General features: G+C 45.0%; 14 protein-coding genes and 1 riboswitch. Of the genes, 11 read left to right on the top strand and 3 right to left on the bottom strand.

Annotated features, from left to right (window positions below; genetic code table 11):
* Positions 1-54 precede the first annotated feature (54 nt).
* The 6 genes from P150_RS17435 to P150_RS0104495 all read left to right on the top strand — a co-directional run bounded on the left by P150_RS17435 (position 55) and on the right by P150_RS0104495 (position 7691).
* A complete protein-coding gene (locus P150_RS17435) occupies positions 55-213 on the top strand; it encodes a hypothetical protein (RefSeq protein WP_155952926.1) in 159 nt (52 codons plus the stop codon).
* An 86-nt stretch (positions 214-299) separates the two neighbouring features.
* Positions 300-1061 (top strand): GLPGLI family protein, encoded by a 762-nt coding sequence (locus tag P150_RS0104510; RefSeq protein WP_028896661.1) that lies wholly within the window; start codon positions 300-302, stop codon positions 1059-1061.
* Positions 1058-1357 carry a hypothetical protein gene (locus P150_RS17430; RefSeq protein ID WP_036932048.1) on the top strand — a complete coding sequence of 100 codons (300 nt, stop codon included), beginning with the start codon at positions 1058-1060 and terminating at the stop codon, positions 1355-1357. Before P150_RS0104510 ends, P150_RS17430 begins: the two co-directional genes overlap by 4 nt.
* Before the next feature lie 8 nt (positions 1358-1365).
* Positions 1366-1827 carry a GLPGLI family protein gene (locus tag P150_RS17425; RefSeq protein WP_155952925.1) on the top strand — a complete coding sequence of 154 codons (462 nt, stop codon included), beginning with the start codon at positions 1366-1368 and terminating at the stop codon, positions 1825-1827.
* Between the two features lie 73 nt (positions 1828-1900).
* Positions 1901-4459, top strand: coding sequence for a carboxypeptidase-like regulatory domain-containing protein (locus P150_RS0104500; RefSeq protein ID WP_028896660.1), 2559 nt, complete (start codon positions 1901-1903; stop codon positions 4457-4459).
* A gap of 439 nt (positions 4460-4898) precedes the next feature.
* Positions 4899-7691 carry an outer membrane beta-barrel protein gene (locus P150_RS0104495; RefSeq protein ID WP_028896659.1) on the top strand — a complete coding sequence of 931 codons (2793 nt, stop codon included), beginning with the start codon at positions 4899-4901 and terminating at the stop codon, positions 7689-7691.
* A 290-nt stretch (positions 7692-7981) separates the two neighbouring features.
* Here the strand turns inward: P150_RS0104495 and P150_RS0104490 are convergent, their stop codons facing one another.
* From P150_RS0104490 to P150_RS0104480, 3 genes are all read right to left on the bottom strand, one after another.
* On the bottom strand, positions 7982-8650 hold the full coding sequence (locus P150_RS0104490) for a thiamine diphosphokinase (protein ID WP_028896658.1): 669 nt from the start codon (positions 8648-8650) through the stop codon (positions 7982-7984).
* A 512-nt stretch (positions 8651-9162) separates the two neighbouring features.
* Positions 9163-9759 (bottom strand): nicotinamide riboside transporter PnuC, encoded by a 597-nt coding sequence (pnuC, locus tag P150_RS0104485; protein WP_155952930.1) that lies wholly within the window; start codon positions 9757-9759, stop codon positions 9163-9165.
* A gap of 129 nt (positions 9760-9888) precedes the next feature.
* Positions 9889-12252 carry a TonB-dependent receptor gene (locus tag P150_RS0104480; RefSeq protein ID WP_028896656.1) on the bottom strand — a complete coding sequence of 788 codons (2364 nt, stop codon included), beginning with the start codon at positions 12250-12252 and terminating at the stop codon, positions 9889-9891.
* Positions 12253-12271: 19 nt separating this feature from the next.
* Positions 12272-12371, bottom strand: a riboswitch (TPP riboswitch).
* A gap of 942 nt (positions 12372-13313) precedes the next feature.
* Between P150_RS0104480 and P150_RS0104465 the strand changes: the two genes are divergently transcribed.
* From P150_RS0104465 to P150_RS0104440, 5 genes are all read left to right on the top strand, one after another.
* Positions 13314-14258: a hypothetical protein gene (locus P150_RS0104465; RefSeq protein WP_028896653.1), complete on the top strand. Its 945-nt coding sequence runs from the start codon at positions 13314-13316 to the stop codon at positions 14256-14258.
* A gap of 406 nt (positions 14259-14664) precedes the next feature.
* Positions 14665-17043, top strand: a complete 2379-nt coding sequence (locus P150_RS0104455) for a C10 family peptidase (RefSeq protein ID WP_028896651.1) — start codon at positions 14665-14667, stop codon at positions 17041-17043.
* A 94-nt stretch (positions 17044-17137) separates the two neighbouring features.
* Positions 17138-17842: a hypothetical protein gene (locus tag P150_RS0104450; protein ID WP_028896650.1), complete on the top strand. Its 705-nt coding sequence runs from the start codon at positions 17138-17140 to the stop codon at positions 17840-17842.
* Between the two features lie 65 nt (positions 17843-17907).
* Positions 17908-19779, top strand: a complete 1872-nt coding sequence (locus tag P150_RS0104445) for an Omp28-related outer membrane protein (RefSeq protein ID WP_028896649.1) — start codon at positions 17908-17910, stop codon at positions 19777-19779.
* Between the two features lie 246 nt (positions 19780-20025).
* Entirely contained in the window at positions 20026-20514 is a 489-nt protein-coding gene (locus P150_RS0104440; RefSeq protein ID WP_028896648.1) for a TlpA disulfide reductase family protein, read from the top strand.
* The last annotated feature ends 1 nt before the right edge of the window (position 20515 follow it).

Raw genomic sequence — 20515 nt, 5'->3', positions numbered from 1 at the left:
CCGGTTAAGGACGTTATTGGCAGACTTTTTTTAACATTAATAAACAACAAAAACATGGAAAAATTAAAAATTGAAGAATTAGAAAACATCTTTGGTGGTGAAAATAAAGAACTTTGCAAGGCTGTACAAGCACTTGCTGCTCTTTATCGTGAAGACGGTGCCTCTGAAAAAGACTGGAGCACTTGGGTTGCTTTATATGAAGAGTATTGTTAATAACACTATTCATATATTTCAAAATACGATTTAGGATAATTTAAATTTTCCTAAATCGTATAGTTAAATATATAAAACATTTCATTATGAAAATCTTTTTCTTGGGATTTCTTTTACTTCTTTTCAATTTTCAGAATTGTAAAAGCCAAGATACGCATATAATAGAACCCTGCCTTATGGAGATTTCATATCAGGAATCTTATAACGGAATGGGAAGCAACTTTGCCTTACGCATAGGAAAAAATCATAGCCAATATTTCTGTTATGACAAGTTGCGTTCCGACTCTCTTGGAAGCAATCAAGAAACAGGAATGATTCTTTTAAACGAATTGTTGGATGCTGCTAAAAACAGACAAGATAAATCCAAACAGAAAGGGACAGGGCCCGGATGCGATGAGTATACGTATCGAAATATCGAAAAGAATACTTTTACAACTTATGCGCAAATTGTCAGCACCTCTTATAGAATTGAAGAAACGATTCCTCAACAGGACTGGACTATCAATGAAGACACTACAATGCTGATACTTGGATTCAACTGCTATATGGCTACAACGCATTTTCGAGGAAGGGACTGGACTGTATGGTACACCGAAGAAATACCTGTGCAGCAAGGACCGTGGAAATTAGGAGGACTGCCCGGGCTTATTCTTTCTGCCGAGAGTAAAGATTTTGTAAACTTGAAAGCTATTGCCGTCAATACCGGGAATCTAACGCCAATAACATTCTATAACTACTGGAACAAGAAATTCGAGGACGTGGAGAGGGAGGCTTTTCTAAAGATTTCAAATAATCACACGCTATATCCCAAAGGCACCATTATGACTCCTAAATTTGAATTGGAATGAAAAAATACATCTTAATATCTCTACTGCTCATATTAAATCCACTTAATGGATTTACACAAGAGACGCATATAATAGAGCCTGCCGAGCTGGAGGTTATCTATTCCACACAAGAAAACTTCCGATGGGACAAGTATGCACTGCGATGCGGCAGAAATACAAGTCAGTATTTCAGTATCAGCAGGTTGGGATTCCTGAAAATGATGGCATCGAAGGATGATGTAGCCGTTCTGGCTGATATGAAGCAGTCGCTCGAAGACTTGAACATAACTGATCCCAGAAAGAAAAAAAGGCACTGAGCACAGGAATGAACGACTTTATCTATCGAAACCTCGAACAGGGAAAAGTTACCACCTATACCTATATTATGTTCGACAAGTACGTGATTACCGAAGATATTTCCACGCCTGAATGGATCATCAACGAGGACTCGGTAATCAATGTATTGGGAATGGAATGCAAGAAAGCAACGGCAGACTTCCGCGGACGCCATTGGGAAGTGTGGTACACCGAACAGATACCCGTTAGTCTTGGTCCTTGGAAACTGAATGGCCTCCCGGGGTTGATTCTGAAGGCAAATTGTCCTGGTCTGATGTCAATCGAAGCCACCAGCGTCAGCAACAAGAACCTTGAATCGGTAACATTCTATAATCCTTTGAGCTTTAAGTATATGCCCATCAACCGGAAAGTGTTCCTAAAGAAGATGCACACTCCGGGGGCTTATCCAAACGGGGGGATGGGAGAAACCATAGAACGGGATTGGGAATAACCTGCATCAGACTCTGATATGAGTATGAAAGAGGCAAGAATCATTATAGTATGACTCCATAATCGGGATTGCAATGATAAAAGAAATACGGATGTTCACAGCAGTATTGTTCCTGTGTCTAGCACAAACTGTCCTTGCACAAATAACCATTACCGGAACCGTAACCGATAAGGGTGGCAGTCCCATACCGTCTGCCATCGTGAAGAGCGTCGATGCGACTACCAAAAAGACCACAGCCTATTGCAGCACCAATCTCGATGGGAAGTTCAGCATCAAGACAAAAGTTGGAAATGAGCTTCAAATCACGGCAATGAGTTACAGGAAATGGCAGATGCCGGTAAAGGAGAATATGGCAGAACAGCATCTCGTACTGGAAGAAGACCCGAAGGCATTGGATGAGGTAATCGTGAAAGCAGCCCCCGTAAAGCTCAACGGCGATACAATAAAATATCTTCTGGGGGCTTATGCCAAGCCCGGCGACCGTACTTTGGCAGATGTTCTGGCACGCATTCCGGGAGTGGAGGTGGATAAATCGGGAGTCATTTCATACGAAGGGCGCAGCATCAGCAACTTCTACATAGAGGGAATGGATATGTTGGGCGGCAAATACGGTGCTGCCACGAAAACGTTGCCGCAAGGCGATGTTGCCACCGTAGAGGTAATGAAGCACCATCAGCCCATCCGTGTGTTGGATGATTTTATTTATTCCGACGAAAGTGCCATCAATATCCGTATGAAAAAAGGAGCAAAAGCACATTGGATAGCTTCTTTCAATTCGGGTGGAGGCTATAAAAGCAAGGGAGCATTGTGGAGTTTTGAAACCTTTGCAATGCGATTGAAGCAGAACTGGCAAACCATCATTACCTATAAAACCAACAATACGGGCAAGAACATTGTAACAGAGACGTCCGACATATTTTCCTTCAACGACTTGAACAGCAAACTCAACCAACTCATTTCCCTACCCTTGCCCGCAAACAGCAGCTTAGAGCGACGCTCCTTATTCAACAGAAGCCACGCGCTGAGCCTGAATATGTTGCAGCGCATCAATGAATCGTCGCAGGTAAACTTCCAAATTACCTATACCAACGACCGTCAAGAGGGAAATTCGCAGCGTACTGCCGAGTATTTCACGAACAGGGGAAACAGAACAACCGACAACCACAAGCATTATACAGCAAAGACCAATGAACTCTTTGCCAAGATAAAATACGAGAACAATGCCAACAGGCAGTATCTGAAGAATGAACTTTCCACTAACCTGAACTGGAACAGACAGCTCCTGACCGAGCGTGGCACCCATCCACACGATATGAATGGCAATCTTCCTGTTTTTACGCTGAAAGACAATCTCACGGTTATGCGCAAATACGGCAACCGTCTGTTTTCCTTGGAATCACGAAACATTATGGAAGTACGTCCCCATCAGTTGGCTGTGGACTCGCTTCGGCAAGATATCAATCAGCACTATTACGAAACGGACACAAGGATTTCGGGCAGCTTTCGCCTCGGCAAGCTCATCTTGACAGGAAAGATTGGTGCAAACGCAGCACGCTATCAGTTTTCTTCCCGGCTTTCAGGCGTGTCCGACAGCATCGGAACGCTTGCAGGGAGAAGCCGTTTCTCTATGCTCCGTCTCTATGCCAGCCCGAATATGGAATACAAATGGGCAGATTTCATCTTCACGCTTTCTTCCGAGATTTCCTATAATCAATATAAATATAGCCTCGACAGGCGTAAATCCCGCACTTTGTTCTCGCCCAATCTTCACATTCGCTGGAATGCAACTCCACGTTTCACTTTCTCTTTCAATGGCAACATCGGACAATCGGAAGTAGACCCCAACCAGTTCTATCCCACCCTTGTGCTGGAAGACTATGAGTATATTCACAAGGGACTGGCAGATTACAGAATCGGAAGGGACAAGAGTGCAGACTTTATCCTGAGATACAACAATGCTCTGCAAGGCACATCGCTGCTATTGAGCCTGAACCGAACAATCAATACAACGCCCTATACCACCTCGCAGCACTATGCAGGCGACTACATCATACTCGGACTGGTGCCACAGGAGACGAAGAACAATCTGTGGAGCGTGAGATTCGTGGGAGCGCAAGGCATAGGATTTCTGAAAGGAAAACTGAATGTCAGGGCTATATACAATCGTCTGAAATCGAACCTTATACAGAATGACGAGCCAATGCCGTTCAATACCAAGACCTTGAACCTCAGTGCAGGGCTGACCATCGGCTTAATTCCACGGGTAGATTGCGGCTACAACCTTCATTACACCTTCCATCAGTCGGCGATGCCATCGCTTGCCACCACCTCCAACATCAACAACTGGAAGCACGAGGGCTATGTTCGCTTCCCCATTCTCAGGCAATTAACTGCCGAGGCAAAAGCAGAATACTATCACAATCAGATGGCAAACAATCTGTTTAAAGACATCTTCTTTGCAGATTTCTCTATAAGATACGCCTTTAATAAGTTTGACGTAACGCTGGAACTCAATAATATCCTGAACAAGAAAAACTATGGCTACGGCATCAATGGCACGCTGATTCACAGTTATAGCAATTTGGAGATACGTGGAAGGGAAATAATGCTGACCCTGTACTACAAGCCATAAGCCAATCATCACGCAACGAATTTACGTGAAAAACAGAACTGAAAACCATTCCATATTGAGGTATCAAGTGGACAGGGCAAGCGTATCAGAAGCATTTAGCTTGCTGTGTACCCACTTTTTACTCATTTATAACTCCCTATAATTCAAAACGATACGGATTATTTTTTACGCAGTGTACTAAGTGTACTCATTTTTTTGGTGCTTTTGCTTTATTTTTTTACATTTGCAAAAGACAATACCATTATTTACAACAAATAATCTAAGCGAATTATGGAAAAAATCAATACAACCATTCGTGCATTGTCTTCCTTCTCCACATCGCCTTTATACCGATGGTGGACAGAAGAGAATTCTTGCTGCACCCCGCGCTGACCTGAAAGCATAAATCCTGAAAAGCTGACTAATAAAAAAGAAATACTGATTAATAAAAAACTGATATATGGAAAACTACCTAAACAGAAAAGCAAACAATTTTCTCGCCGTTGTGCTTTGCCTTTTGCTCGCCACACTCCCTGCGAACGCCAAGGACACAGAGCACGCCATACAGGGAAGAGTGGTTGAGAACATTACCGGAGAGGCAATCCCTGCCCTCGTTACCCTGATGACGGCCGACAGCACCGTGATAGACACCGTTACGGCAACACTCGAAGAAGACCCGTATATGGGCGGATCGGTGGCTTTCTATGTCTTCAAGAAAGTGCTGCCAACGGGCAGATACATTCTGAAAGCATCGTATGCGGGCTATCACGACACGTTCGTGAACTGCGAAATCAGGAGCAGCCGCGAGGCTTTCATAAGCGTGAAACCCATCAGAATGCCCAAGATAAAGCAAAGGGAACTCGACGAGGTGGTGGTGGTAGCCACAAAAGTGAAGATGGTAATGAAAGGCGACACGATAGTCTACAATGCCGACGCCTTCAATCTTGCCGAGGGAAGTATGCTCGATGCGCTCATCAGCCGGCTTCCTAACACTACCCTGACCAAAGACGGAGAGATATACGTGAACGGAAAATACGTGCAGAGCCTGCTCGTGAACGGACAGGAGTTCTTTGCTGGAAACCCCAAGCTCGCACTCGAGAACCTTCCTTCCTACACGGTAAACAAGGTAAAGGTCTACGATCAGGAGGGAAGTGCGTCCAGAATGATGGGCAAGGATATGGGCGACAAGTCATACGTGATGGACGTAAGGCTCAAGAAGGAGTATTCCGTGGGCTATATGGGAAACATTGAGGCGGGAATCGGAACGGAGAAACGCTATCAGGCACGCGCCTTCGGTATGAAGTTCTCGGAAAAGGAACGCCTCGGCGCATTCGTGAATATGAACAACCTGAACGACAACCAGCGTGCGGCACTCTCGGGAGAATGGTCGCCACAGGACGTGGGCAACGGTCTTCTCACAACGAAAAGCGCAGGCGTGAGCTACATCCGGTTCCTGAACAATATGTTCTCTTGGTTCAGCACCGACAACACGTGGACGCATACCAATGCCAATATTCAATCCGTGTCGAACAGTCAGACTTTCCTGACCGGAGGAGATGCCTACCAATACAGCAGAAACGTGTTTATGAACAGTTCCGACAACTGGCAGACCAACAACAGTCTGCTCATAGAGGGCGACAGCTATTCTACCACCAACTTCCTCAAGGCATCCTATCTGCGCAAGAACGGACTGGGGAACATTGAGACGGAAACATCGGATGAAACATCGCCTCTCAACCGTATGCTTTCTGCCAACAGCCTGAAATCGGACAATTTCGATTTCAGCGCAGAGCATTCAAGCAGATACAAGGTTATTGCAGACCTGATAAGATGGGGTGTAAGCCTGAAGCTGAACAGGAACACACAGGAGAACTTCGCTATGGACGACCTGCAGGGACTGACAGGTTTAAAGCCGCGCGACTACCGAAACAATTATCTCGATGCGCTCAACCAGAGCCTGAGACTGTCCTCCAACATCAGCTATGACTACGGTATAGGCAATATCCATTTGCAGCCCGGCTATCAATACACTTATAACTACATCAAGACCGAGAATCTGCTCTACCGTCTCGACAAACTTTCGGGCAGAGACAGCAGCCGATACGACCTTCTTCCTTCTGCCATTGATGCACTGAAGAACGTCATCGACCACAACAACACCTATCAGTACCGTGAATACAGAAACGAGCACAGGTTCAACTTCCATTATATGAACCTGCATTCAAAGTTCCTGAACGCCGAGGTGCTCGTCAATCTGCCGCTGCGCCTTGCTCACGCACATCTCTACTACGACCGGATGGGACGGCACAACGTGGTGCGCAACAGATGGTTCTTCGAGCCTGACTTGTGGCTGAAGGGCGAAAAGGACTGGGATTTCACGGCAAAGATGTATTCCGAGCTGCCCGACCTCACTGCTATGGTGGGTTATCGCGACGACAGCAATCCCCTGAACATTATGCTCGGAAATCCCGAACTGAAAGACATTCACCACTACGAAGTGAATGCGGGCAAGACTTTCAGGGGCGCAAACCAACTGAATCTCAGCATAAGGATGGGCTATCACAGGATTGACAATGCCACAGCCTACGCACTGACCTTCGACAGACAGACCGGTATTTCCACTCTTCAGCCGATGAGCGTGGACGGAAACTGGAACTATAATTTCGGAATGGACTTCAGCCGGGCACTCGACAAGAATCGGAAATTTACGATCAGCAATCAATTCCTTGCAGACTACAATCACAATGTGGATATGGCGACCGTTGCCGGAGGAACGGAAAGTCAGCGCAGCATCGTGAACAACTGGCGAATCGGCGACAATCTCAAAGTAAACTACCGCCCGAACGACAGATACGAGTTCACGCTCCACGGAGGTGGAAACTATTACTTCATCAGCAGCAAGCGCAACGGATTCGAGAATATCCACGCAGGCGACTACAACGTGGGAATGAATGCACAGATAGAATTGCCGCTCGATTTCCAACTTACCACCGACATTACGATGTTTGCCCGACGTGGTTACCAACAGTCGGAAATGAACACAACCGACTGGGTATGGAACGCACAGCTTACCCGAGACATCATAAAAGGAAAACTGCTCGCAAAGCTGCAAGGCTTCGACCTTCTTCATCAGCTTTCCAACACGCAGTACCTGATGAATGCGCAGGGAAGAACCGAAACGTGGCGCAACAGCATTCCCCGATACGTGATGCTCACGCTCGCCTATCGCTTCAATGTCAATCCGAAAAGATGATAGTCAGGGGACAGGTTTACGAGTGAACAAGGGGACAAGGAGGTTAGTTTACAAGGAGACGAGGGGACAAATGAACAAGTAGATAAATATAAAAGCAATATTGGAAATGACAAGTTTTAAGCAAATTTACTTGTAAACTTGTCCACTCGTCCACCTGTCCCCTTATAAACTTGTTCACTTGTGAACTCGTCCATTTGTGCTCTTATCCTCTTGTTCACTTCCCAACTCATTCACAAACCTACTCGTTCACTTGTCCACTCGTCCCCTTGTAAACTTGTTCCCTTATAAACTTATTCACTCCCTCCTTTCGCCTCGTGCGTGCCATAGACGAGGTAAGGGCCGTCGCCGTCCAACGTGAACGAATCGCCGAGGGCTTCGTTTAAAGTGCCTTGCCATAATTCCTCGAACGGATACACGTTCCATTTCAGTCCTTCGCTCTCAAGTCGGGTGCAGCCGAACTGATAGACGCTTATCTGCTGGCGTGGAAAGGAAACGAAAACAGTCTTGCCCGAAGCCGGTACAAACCATCCGTAGTCGCTGACAATTATCGGACGAATCTTTAAATCCCTGTAATATCTCAGCAGTAGTGAAAGATTTCCGAGCGTATGATCCTCACGCTTTCCCGTTGCTCCGAGATAGCAGAAACGGGGATGCTCGCCAAGGCAGAAGTTGGTTATTGCAAACTTCGTGGCTTTGGTCAGGTCGTTATCGTCCTGTTCGTCAATCTGATGAAAGATGTGCCTGTATTTTTCTCTCAATGAGGGAGATATGGAATCGCCGTCACCGATAACGGCCTCGGGTTCAAATCCCAAGTCGAGCAGGTCGGCAAGTGCGCCGTCGCACGCCACGATGTGCCGGGCATTGCGCAGAATCCTGATAGGCAGAACACTATTCGGCACTTCGCCTGCGCCAAACACCACAACGTCGTATTGCTCTTCTATTCTAATCACTTCTTTCATCTGATTTTATTCTTAATTTTAAGGGAACAAGGAACGAGCTGACAAGGAAACAAGTTCTGTTGCAATCCCATCCGCCATAAACCGAAAGAGAAAAAGTTATCTTCATCGGGATATAGTTTTTATTCCAACACTCCAAAGGTAGTATATATTTATTGATTCGGGAGCCGAATATGGGGATAAAAATCCCCTTTTCCCATCTGCTTTCCATAACCTTAAAATCAAGGGTCGGGAAATATTACGTAATATTTAGAGAAATATCACGTGATATTTGAGGAAATATTACGTGATATTTGGATGAATATCACGTGATATTCTGATGAGTATAAAGTAATCTTCCTTGAAAAGACACGTGATAAACCATCTCAATTAGTCCAAGAGCGCAAAAACAAGACTGAAATCACAGGAATCAGGACTCTTTTACGTGTCCCCCTCGTAAACTTGTCTACTTGTAAACTCGTTCACTTGTCCACTCGTTCACTTGTAAACTTGTCCACTCGTTCACTCGTCTACTTCTAAACTCGTCCACTCGCAAACCTCTCCTCCCTCATCATTCTCTTCCACTTGAAGTAGCCTGCCACGGCAATGATGACGTAGAATCCGTAGAGGCCTGCCGTAAAGGGGATGCCCTTGATGGCATAGAGCACCGAGAGTTCCACGTCTACCACTATCCATATCCACCATTGTTCGAGATATTTCCTTGCCAACGCCCACAGTCCGATGAAGCTCAGCGAGTTGCCGAAACTGTCGAGAACGGGAACCGTGGAGTTCGTGAAGTTCACAAGCACGAGATATACTGCCAGCCACAGCACCAGAAAAACGATGACGGACGGAAGAATCAGCCGTAAGGGAAAACGGGTAATGGGGATTTCCACGCTGCCGGACTTCTTTCTGCCGAACTTCCAATACAGAAATCCGTAGACGGCGGCGAGCGTATAATAAATCTGCATACCGAAATCGGCGTACAGCCCTGCCTTGAAATACACGTAGGTGTAGACCATCGGCATAATGATACCCGTGAGCCAGAGCCATATACTGGCCTTGTATTCCTGATAGATATATATCAGTCCGATGACGGTACCCACTATCTCAAGTTTCTGATAGGTGTCCATATCGGCAAAATAAGATTGAATCTGCTCGAGCATACTTGTTCCAACTATTTTTACTGCGTGCTGCATTGCTTGGCACGCAGCGTGATAAAACACATATCCCTTCCCCACTCCCGGGGAAGGGATGTTTTTTTAGAATCTCAGCGTAACATTGCCCATCATTGTGAATCCGGCCATCGGGATAAATCCGATCTGATAGTAACGGTTGTCGTTCGTGTAGCCGCTCTTCTGGCTCACTGCGCTATACACCCATCCGCTCGCCGCATAGTGGCGATTGAAGATGTTGTTGAGGTTCAGACCGAACACTACTTCCTTCACCCCTGCAAACTTCCTGTTCAGACCCAGCGTATAGTTCAGATTGATATTCGTCTGACTGAACGACGGCAGCGAACGGTCCTTGTTCTCAGAGTTGTCAAGATACTGACGGCTCACGAAGTTCGTGTGCCATACGGCTTGAAATCCCTTGTAGTGCGCATTCACGAATCCGTTGAGGATGGTAGAGGGCGAGAAAGCAAGCGTTGAATTGTCGTAGTGAATCTTCAGGCTCTCGCCGTCCCAATTATCCACAAACTCGTCAAAATCCTTGATTTTGTTGACGCTCAATGCCGCATTTCCTTCCAGCGAGAACCAAGAAGCAACGTTCCAACCTGCCGAAAGCTCAGCACCCATACGGTAGGACTCGGCAATGTTCGTTGTGAGGTTCTCGCCGATGTCGCTCTTTGCTCCCGTCTGCACGAACTGATTGCTGTAATTCATAAAATACAGGTCCACGCCTGCGTGCCACTTGTGGTTCGCAAACTGATAGCCCAGCTCAATATCCATCAGTCTTTCCGGCGTCGGAGCAGGATAGTTGCCGTTGTCGGTGAAGTTGTTGCGCTCCGGCTCACGGCTTGCGTAGGCTATTGACGCATACGCCTTATGGCCATCTTTGAGGAAGCTCACGCCGGCCTTCGGATTCACGAAGTCGTAGTGCTCCGAAATGTTGAGCATCTGATTGGCATAGCCCGATGCCGTCTCGTAGAACTTGTCGTTCTTTCCGTCCGTCTTGTAGTCGAGGAATCGGTATTGCAGGTCGGCAAACACGTTCCAGTAGTCGGCAAAATGATAGTTGGCCTTGAAATATCCGCTGTAATCGTATTTCCTTGCATCCGAATCGTAATACTTGTAGTCCGTTCCGTTGGGTCGGAATTTCGCATCGGCCTCGCTGTTCTCTATGTAGGTAAGATAGCCGAAGTGGCCGCCGCGGAACTGCTGCAGGTTGAGTCCTGCCACCACGTCCCACTTTTCGTCCTTATAGTTCACGTTGTAGACTGCGCCGTAGGTATGCTGCGTGAGTCCCTTCATACGCACGAAATCGGAACGCTTCACGAAATTGCCGTCCTTGTCATAGAACGACAGACCGAACTTCGAGAATTTGTTGTTCGGACGGAACTCGCTGTAATAGCCGAAACCATAGGTGTAGTGCAGCGCAACGTTGTGCGACCAATGCTCGCCCCTCGCCCAGCTTGCCGAGAGGATGTTGTGGTTCTGATAGAAGTTGTCCGTCGTCTTGTCCCACAGCGAACCGTCCTTCAGCTTGTACCTGTAAGTCTGGTAGTTTCCGTTCGCATCCTGTGGGAACTTCCAGTTGTCGCTGTCGAACACGATGCCTTCGTAAAGTGGATTGAAACGTCCGAGGCCGTGGCTGTACATATCCTTGTAAGTCTTTATACCTGCATCCATCAGCGATGCGTCGTCGTTGCCTGCCACCACTCCGTTCCACGCCTGACCGGTCTTCTCGAAGTTTCCTATGTTCTTGTACCTTATCTGAAAACCGTCTCCAAAGTAGGTAAGTCCGCCGTAGTAAGAGCCCGAGCGTCCCTGTGTGCCGTGAACATAACCGTCTGTCGATGTTTCGTTGTATGCCCCGTCAAGAACCAGACGGTTCCACAGTAGCCCGGTAGAGAATTTCACACCTGCATTATACGTATTGTACGAACCATAAGAGCCGCTTACCTCGAAAGCAGGCTTACGGCTCGGAGCAGCCGTGGCAAGGGAAATCGAACCTCCGAAAGCTCCGTCGCCATTCGTCGATGTACCGATACCGCGCTGTATCTGAACGCTCCCGAGCAGCGATGCGTAGGAGTTCATATTTGCCCAGAACACCGTCTGGTCTTCGGGCGAGTTGAGCGCAACACCGTCCAGCGTTACGTTGATACGGCTGCCCGCCGCACCGCGGATGCGCATTGCCGCCGTACCCGTTCCCAGTCCGTTCTCGCCCCACGCAAGCACGCCCGGCGTCTGCGAGAAGAGGAACGGCAGTTCACGTCCACTTTTGGAGAATGCCTCCAATTCTGCTTTCTTGATGTTTGCAACGGCGTATGGTGCATTCTTCTGCACACGCACGCCCGACACCACCACCTCGTCGAGTTTCTGATTGGCGAGCGTGTCAGTTGTCTGTGCCTTCAGCCCACTTGCGCAAGTAATCGCGGCAGCGAGCAAAACTACTTTCTTCATATTCTTGAAGTTAATAAAATAAAGTACAAGGGGATTTTCCTACGACGGCATTACCCGTATCAGGTTCTTGGGTATAATCTCAGCCACGCCCAAAAAGGCGAGCACCCCTTAGCTTCCACTTTGAAAGCCACTGCAAAATTACTACTTTTTGTTGGAAAAATCAAACGAAAATGAATCATCATTATTCTTAACTTTATAAACATCTGAAAATCAGGATATTGAAATCCCAATCCATTCTTGCGAAGAATGCGTTTCGTTTGTGCGAAGAATGGAATGCAATCTTCGCAGAAATGCAATGCAAACGTGCGAAGAATGAAATCCCTTCTAAAGTCCGGAATAAGAGAACAAAGAAAACTCTCGCAGATTGCACAGAATCACAGTTTCCCCCTTCCCTGACAAACACAGAGAAGGCAAAGCCTTCAAGGATAACACAGATGCTTGATAAACAAGAAGTTGGCATTTACCTTGCAACACAGGTTCTGCTAAGGAAATCTGTGTCATCCTTGAATGCCTGCATTCTCTGTGCGAAAAAGAAAATCTGTGCCTCTGTGCAATCTGTGAGAAGAAATATATAACCTCGTGCGGGGAAAATAAAAACAACATCTGTGTGTGCGTGAAATCTGTGAGAAAAAGGACTGTTTCAGAATCAGTTTGGCAGATTACAGTGCCGAAAGCGTAGATTTTAGATATTTTTCATATCCATATCTTGCATTTTTTTAATATAAATAGGAGGAGTTCAAAAACTTAAATAATTAATAAATAATTATGCAATTATTTTCATTTTCGGTGCAAACTGAAATATGTTTAACGTTTTTTCACACTAATAATTTTGCATCATTTGTTTTTTAGTTTACTTTTGCTACCGAAAAAATTAAAACAGAACTTTTCCCGTTTTAATATTTATAATTCCTAACCATAGGATTATTTGTATTAAAATTTGAATAAATCGAGAATCTAAATACTGTCGAACACAAAACAAATTCGCTGACTGAACATCGGTGATGCGTTCCAAAGAAGACAAACATAAAATTAATAAATTTACTTACTTAAACAATAAAAAAATGAAAAAACATTACATCTTAAAGGTTTTTGTGGCAATTTTCTTTGCTGCTTTCGGAGTGTCTAACGGCTTTGCACAGAGCTTGGAAGAGTTGGTTTTCCTCGGAACCAAAATGACCAAAGAAAACGGAAACAACCTCGACCCTAACCGTACTTGGGTACAGTCTGGTTCTGTAAAGTATGATGCAGAAAACCGTGTTATCACATTAGACAACGCTCAAATCGTTGTAACAGCAGAAAACTGCCCTACTTATTATGAAACTGACGGAATAACAAAGCATCCTATCGTTGGTACATTTCGTTTCTACTGTCCAGATGATGATATTACCATCAACTTGGTTGGTAAAAACTCTATCACTACAACTCAGACTGGCTTTGTGATGATTGGCTATCAGGGCATCCCTGCAGTAAAAGTAACTTTCACAGGTTCAGGCAACCTTACTATTGATGCAGGTCGCAGTGGCATTGATATGCGTACATCCGGTACTCTCGAATTTAAAGATGTAGATTACATCAATGTTAAGGCTGCAAATATGTGTGGCATCAACGGCGATGGTCTTTCAAATCGCTTCTATGTAATCAACACAAACGTTGATTCATACGGTAGAACCGGTGCTATATGCCAATTCAACAGATTCGTATTGAAGGGTGTGGAATGCACAAGTCCTGTACAGGACCCTAACGCAACTCCAATTGAGAATCCAGAAGAAGACAATGTTTCTGTTTCACTCGAAAAGGGTGGCGTAACCAACAAGGGGGGCTATGCTTACGACAGAGCTATTCTCGAGCGCATTAAGACAAATGGTATCGAAAAATCAACTGCCAACAAGTCTGATGCAAAGGTTGTAGCTATCTACGATGCTTCAGGCCGCGTGCTCAAGGAAATGCAGAAGGGTATCAACATCGTTCGTTACAGCGACAACAGCGTAAAGAAAGTTATCAAGTAAAACACATATTTGCATTGCGAAATCATTAATGTTTCGGAGCAAGTAAGGTTTTATCGAACCTCGAATAAAGAGAAAGCTTATCCCCCTCACAGGGAAATGAGCTTTCTCTTATCAAGAAAGCCCGAAAGAGAAGAGGGAGGGTTTCAGCAGCAGATAACGCATAACTTATTTTATGCTGATATTTTGCAAGAACATATACAGACATAAATGGGTGTCAAAACTAATTGCTGCAAAGCAAGATGCGAACAAACAGAAAAAGGATGTACGTTTAGTCTTGAACACCTATTTACATCTTGCAGACCTATCACACCGGTTGCAATATCCCGATTGTCTTTTTATAAATTTCAGGCACATCTTATTAATAGATAATAATTTACTTTACCTATCCTAAACAAGGAACTCTTTTATGAAAAAAACTTTACTTCTATTGGCAGCCGTTTCTTCAGGAATGGCCGTATGGGGAAATCCCGTGGATTTGGAGAAAGCCCGCCAGTTGGCTTTAAACCACATTCAAACCAGTGGCATAAAGACTGCCGATGCCACTAAGCGAGCAAAAGCGGCAGACATTACCAAGAACGTAAAAGTTTCTACCGACGCCTATTATGTGTTCAACGTGGGCAGAAACGATGGATTTGTCATTGTTGCCGCTGACGACAACGCCCCTGCTATCCTCGGGCATTCCTCAAACGGTGCATTCGATGAAAACAACATCCCCGACGGAATGAAGTGGTGGCTGGAGAATTGCCAACGCTATGTAAAATATGTTGCCAGTCAGCCACAGGCTGCACGGAAAGCCAAATATCAGGATTTGCCCGGACTGATTACCACCAAGTGGAATCAGGGTGCTCCCTTCAACAGCAGTTGCCCTAAATTCGACGGCGCAGGCTATGCCGCGACAGGCTGCGTGGCTACGGCTGCCGCACAGATTCTGAGATACCACAAATGGCCACAGGACAACACCAAGCTCATACCGGGCTATACGTCCAACGAACAGGGATTCTCCGTACAGCTCGAAGACCTCCAACCAAAGAAATTCAACTGGGATGCTATGAAAGACAGCTATACTCCACGGGAGGAAGCAAAGGAAGTGGCAGACCTGATGCGCTATTGTGGTCAGGCAATGGTAATGAAATATTCGCCCAAAGGCTCTGGCTCCAACGTGCTGGTGGCTTCGTTCAAGGAATATTTCAACTATGCCGCTACTGCACAGGAAATTGAGCGTTCGGCATATACCGAGGCTGAATGGGAAAAGGTAATCTACGACGAAATTAAAGAGAATCGCCCTGTATTGTACACTGGTGGCAAGTTCGATGCCTCTATGGGCTACAACGGCTATCACGCCTTTGTGTGCCACGGCTACAAGGATGGCAAGTTCCTCATCAACTGGGGTTGGGGTGGCTTGTCTGACGGCGAGTTCGACCTGTCGGTTCTCAATCCTTCTGCGCAGGGCATCGGCTCTTTCTCCGGTGCAGGGGGCTACACCACCAAGCAGGCGGTAATCGTCGGCCTGACGCCGAACAAGAGTGGTCAGCAGGCTGACAATGGCATTTACACCCTTTTTGTGAAGAACATCCAGAACATACAGGAAAAGTATCAGCGCACGGACAAGACACAGGATTTCGTAATCGACAAGATTGAACTGACAGTTGCACCCAACAACTACACGGCGCAGAATTTCAAGTTCGGATGGCAACTTCGCAATGCTGCCAACAAGCCGGTGGACAATGTGGATATTCTCGGCATAGCGAATATTGACAATATGAAAGCCAACAACTCCTCCAATTACAGTTGCGAAAGCACGGCTCTCACTTTTGGCAAGAACCTCCCATCAGGCACTTACTATCTCGTTCCTATGTTTGCCATCAACGACGATGCGCTGAACGTGAAGCCTTGGAAGCCTTTCATCAATTCAAGTATGTATATCAAACTTGAAATCAATGATACCGAACTCACGGCAACCAACTTTACCAACAGAAGCGATGTGCAGTGTACGGAACTGAAGGGCGAAACAGAAGTGGAGGAAAACATAGCGGCAAAGGTTACTACGAAACTCCTGAACAAGGGCATATCAAACACCGTAACCGTGTATCTCTACGACGAAACCGCCACTAATTCTAAAAAGGTGGATGCTGTGGAATTTATGATCGATGCCAATCAGGAAAAGGAGATTACGCTGCTGTGCACTCCTAAGATTGTGGGCCGGAACGAGTTTGTGCTCTATGCCGACTATGGTGCAAAGATAAAACTGGGAAGCATCGTGATCAATGCAACGGAAGCCAAGTCTGCCAACCTGCAGCCAAGAGGCAATACTCGTGTTAAGAATGCAAACGGCACTATTGTAACGGATAAGTTCGATTGCGAAGTTTCTGTTATGAACTGGGGAGACGAAACCTATAAGAACAAAATCATCGCCGTGCTTTCAGACCACAATGGTCCGGTTGAAATCCTGTCTCAAGATGTTGAAATAGAGCAGGATGAGGACGTGAAACTGACATTCAGCTTCAGCAAGATGCAGGATGGTGGCGAGTATTGCGTGTACGTCTACTACATCAACAAGAATTTGCGCAAGCGCTTGAGCTATGCTCAGCCTACATTCTATACTTTCCACGTCAGCGATGGCATTGAGAATGTAGAAACTGCTGACAATGCGAATCAACCCGTTACGATTTACCGCATAGACGGAAGTGTGGCAGCACGCGTAGAGAACGGCGCAGTGCAGCAGGCACTGAAGAATATGGCTAAGGGAGTTTACATCGTGAACGGCAAGAAATATCTGAGCTATTAAACAAAAAAACTGCTCGTGGGAATGCAAGTTCCCCGAGCAGTACAATAAAACAGACAAACATTATATTAATATTTACAAATCAAATTTTACAACTATGAAGAAGATTTTTATTTCTATGTTAATGATGGCGATTGGTCTTGTGGCTAACGCACAAACAGTGGAAGAAGCTGTTGAATTTATAAAGGGAACGAGTACTCCGTTAAAATCAGGAGCAATTATTCCTTGCACGGACATATCCCACGACAAAGACAATAAGTATTTCTATATATGGCCACGAATCTATATGAAGAGAAAGATAGAGAACGTGCCTTTGAAGGTTACTTACACCTTGAAGAACATTTCTGCAGAAAACGGTTTGATTTCTTTCTCCGACTTTGGTTCTGATGCAGAGGCACAGTATGGCTCTGAAGCAGGTTTCACACGCAGCTACTTCTACACTTTCAAACCGAGAGACCTGAGACAGCGTGTTTTCTATGTAATCTATTATATCGGCAAGCGCATCGCTGCTGGCGATGTACAGTTCACAGGCAAAGACTATGGTCAGGCTGAGGTGGAAATAACCATTGAGAAGGTAGACGAAGCTAACAAGGTAATTCCTGAAGCTGGCAAAATCAACTTGACACTGACTTTCAACATCGATGTTACCAACGGTATTGACAACGCATTGAACAACAATGGTCAGAACGTTAAGGAAGTAGCTCGCTACAATGCTAACGGTCAGCTCATCAATGCACCTGCAAAGGGAGTGAACATCGTGAAACTGAACAACGGTAAAGTTATCAAACAAGTTGTTAAATAATAACAAGGCTGTGTCGGAGTATTTTTGAAATGCCCAAGACACAACAAGATAAAAGATAAAATTCTATGAGACATTTATTTATCTCATTCATTCTCGCAACTGCTTCTATGGGAGCAGTTGCACAGAATGTGGAAATAGGCAATGCGCCTATTTATAACCAAACAAACGCAAAGGCTAAAGTAGCACCACTTACAGGAAACCAACGTGTAATTGGAGATTTTGACGAACAAAACAGAGTTGGCGAGGCTACTTTTCCCAACAGAGAAACTAAAATAGCTACTTTTTTCTCGCAAGAAATGCTACGACCCTTTATTGGTTGCAAAGTGAAGGCTGTCAGAGTAAAGGTGGCAGACAACAATGTTATAAAGTCTCTGTTTATCAATGAAGGCGAAAGCATTTCTAAGGCTAACGAACTGAAAGTAGAAATCAAGAAACCGGCAGGCAACGATTGGCAAGTTATAAATCTTGACAAGGATATCGAAATTACTGCTGCTACGAAAGGTTTTGCTATCGGCTATAACCTGACAACCGACCAAAAACGCAGACTCGTCATAGGTGAGAATCATCTGAGAGGAAATGTCTACGCATACAATTATGAGACCAACAGATGGGCTAATTGCTTCCCTACAAATGATCTCACATTGGCTATTCAGTTGATTGTTGAACCTGTTGCCGGAACGAATGTCAGCAATTTGGTATTTGGTCATATCGAAACACCACATTACGCAAAAGCCGGAGGAGAATTTGATATCAAGTGCTGGATGAGCAATGCCGGAACAGAGGCTGTCGATAACTTTACCGTTGATGTAAAGGTGGATAGCAAGGTAATCAAGAATGTTACCATACCAAAAGCAATAGAGGCAGGTGCAAGCAGCAGACCATTGACCATCGTTGGCCCGCTTCCAGCAGATGTTACGATGGGCAAGCATCAGCTCTCTATGGTATTGACAAAAATAAATGGCAAAGAGGTCAGCAACTTGAAGGGAACAGAAGGTATCCATAACATTCTTGTCTACAACAATGTTGTTGAACGCCAGAAGATGCTTGTTGAGGAATTTACTTCTCAAACTTGCGCAAACTGCTACAAGGGTATTCAGAATATCAAGGGACTTGAGAGCCGTCATTCAGATATGGTAATGGTGGCTGTTCACATCAACGACAGCAACTTCCCTGATAAGGTGGCAGCACCAGAGAGTGATAATTTAGAACGTATGGCGCATCTTAAAGGACTTCCTTCCTTCACTTGCAACAGACTTTACTTTACAATGGGAACAGAAGGCGCAATCGCCAATCCTACGATTGCTCAAGAACCATCAACGAAAGTAAATGAACTCCTTGATAAGTTCTACAATCATTCCAAAGGACAAACCTGCAATTTCGTAACACTTGGCATTGCCAACAAATATGATGCAGCCAAGAAGAGCATCGAGATTAAGGTAACCGGTACTGGAATTGAAAAGGCAAAAGAAATGCTCGAAGACTATGCTTTGTTTGTTCTCGTAAAGGAAGACGATGTAGATGGAGAGCAGGGAGATGAATATGGTGTATTGGTTAAGACAAAGCATCAGGATGTTCTCCGTGCTTACGTTACAGACGTGAAGGGCGACAGCGAACTGGAATGGAACAACGACAATTTCACAAAGACTTACAGCATCGATGTGAAGAATGGTTGGAACGCCGAAAAGATGGAGGTTGTGGCTTTCATCGCTCCTAAGATCAGTGAAATCGGTGTAGGACTGGACGACTTGTTCGTACAGAATTGTGTAGAAGAGCCTGTTGTCAAGAATACAAACGGCATCGAAAATATCTCGACCAACGACAATGCCAAGGAAGTAGAATACTACAACATCAACGGACAGAGAATCTCAAAACCTGTCAGTGGTGTTTATATGGTAAAACTTTCCAATGGTAAGGTTGTGAAGAGAATCGTGAAGTAACGATAAAACAATAAGGGGAGAGAATGTATAAAAGAATCATTCCCTCCCCTTTAAAAACTCCTTAACTCATTATTATCAAGAAAAACATTATTTAAAAAACAACACAAACAAAAACTAAAGTTTTTATTTTTAAAGAATTCATACCGAATAGGTTAAAATTAAAACCACCTTTTGGTTAAAATAATATAACACCATACGGTATTTTTAAAAAAATATATACTTTTGTAATAATCAAATATATGCCTTATGAAAAAGATAATTTTCACACTATTACTATTATTGACTTGTTCAATCAGTACAGTTTACGCACAGTTACCAACAGTAACACTTAAAGACATTAATGGTAAATCTGTCCGCACAGACACATTATCTAATAATGGAAAGCCTTTCATTATTGATTTCTTTGCCACGTGGTGCAAGCCTTGCAACAGAGAGTTGAAGGCTATCAGCGAGGTTTACGACGACTGGCGCGAGGAAACCGGCGTAAAAATCTATGCTGTTTCTATCGATCAGGCACAGAATATAAACAAGGTAAAACCCCTTGTAGACGAGAACGGATGGGAATACGAGGTGCTGCTCGACCCGAATGGAGAATTTAAGCGCGCATTGGGTGTACAGATGATTCCTTATGTATTGATTTGCGACGGACAAGGAAAAATCGTCTACAAGCATAACGGATATACCGAGGGTGCTGAAAATGAATTGATAGAAAAGGTTCGCGAACTTTTAAAATAAT

Source organism: Prevotella sp. HUN102 (assembly GCF_000688375.1).
In the GTDB taxonomy this organism is placed as follows: domain Bacteria; phylum Bacteroidota; class Bacteroidia; order Bacteroidales; family Bacteroidaceae; genus Prevotella.
The sequence above is the reverse complement of the archived record's forward strand: the minus strand, read 5'-3'. Positions and strand labels throughout refer to the sequence as shown.